Here is a 317-nt window from a genome sequence, read left to right as displayed (position 1 = left end):
ATCTGCAGCAGAATGCCGGACAGATCGTCACCCGTCAGGAGGCGAAGAAAACGGTCGCCGCCCAGATGCGCGCCATCTTCAATGCCCCGGACAAGATGGAAGCCGAGCGGCTGCTCAAGGCCGCCTTGGAAGCCTGGCGCAAGGAACATCCGAAGCTGGCCCAATGGGCCGAGATGGCCATCTCCGAGAGTCTGACCGTGTTCGACTTCCCTGCGGCCCATCGTGTCCGCTTGCGCACCACCAATGGCCTGGAGCGCATCAACCGGGAACGCAGACGCCGCACCCGGGTGGCGAGCATCTTCCCGAACCCCGATTCC

1 protein-coding gene is annotated in these 317 nt (G+C 64.0%); it reads left to right on the top strand.

Going from position 1 to position 317, the window contains the following annotated elements:
- Window positions 1–317 (top strand): transposase (locus tag ACTFO6_RS18300; protein WP_439935811.1); only part of this gene is annotated, 317 nt, incomplete at both ends.

Source organism: Pelomicrobium sp. G1 (assembly GCF_051905455.1).
Classification (GTDB): Bacteria; Pseudomonadota; Gammaproteobacteria; order Burkholderiales; family UBA6910; genus Pelomicrobium.
This window is presented reverse-complemented; position numbering and strand designations above follow the sequence as displayed.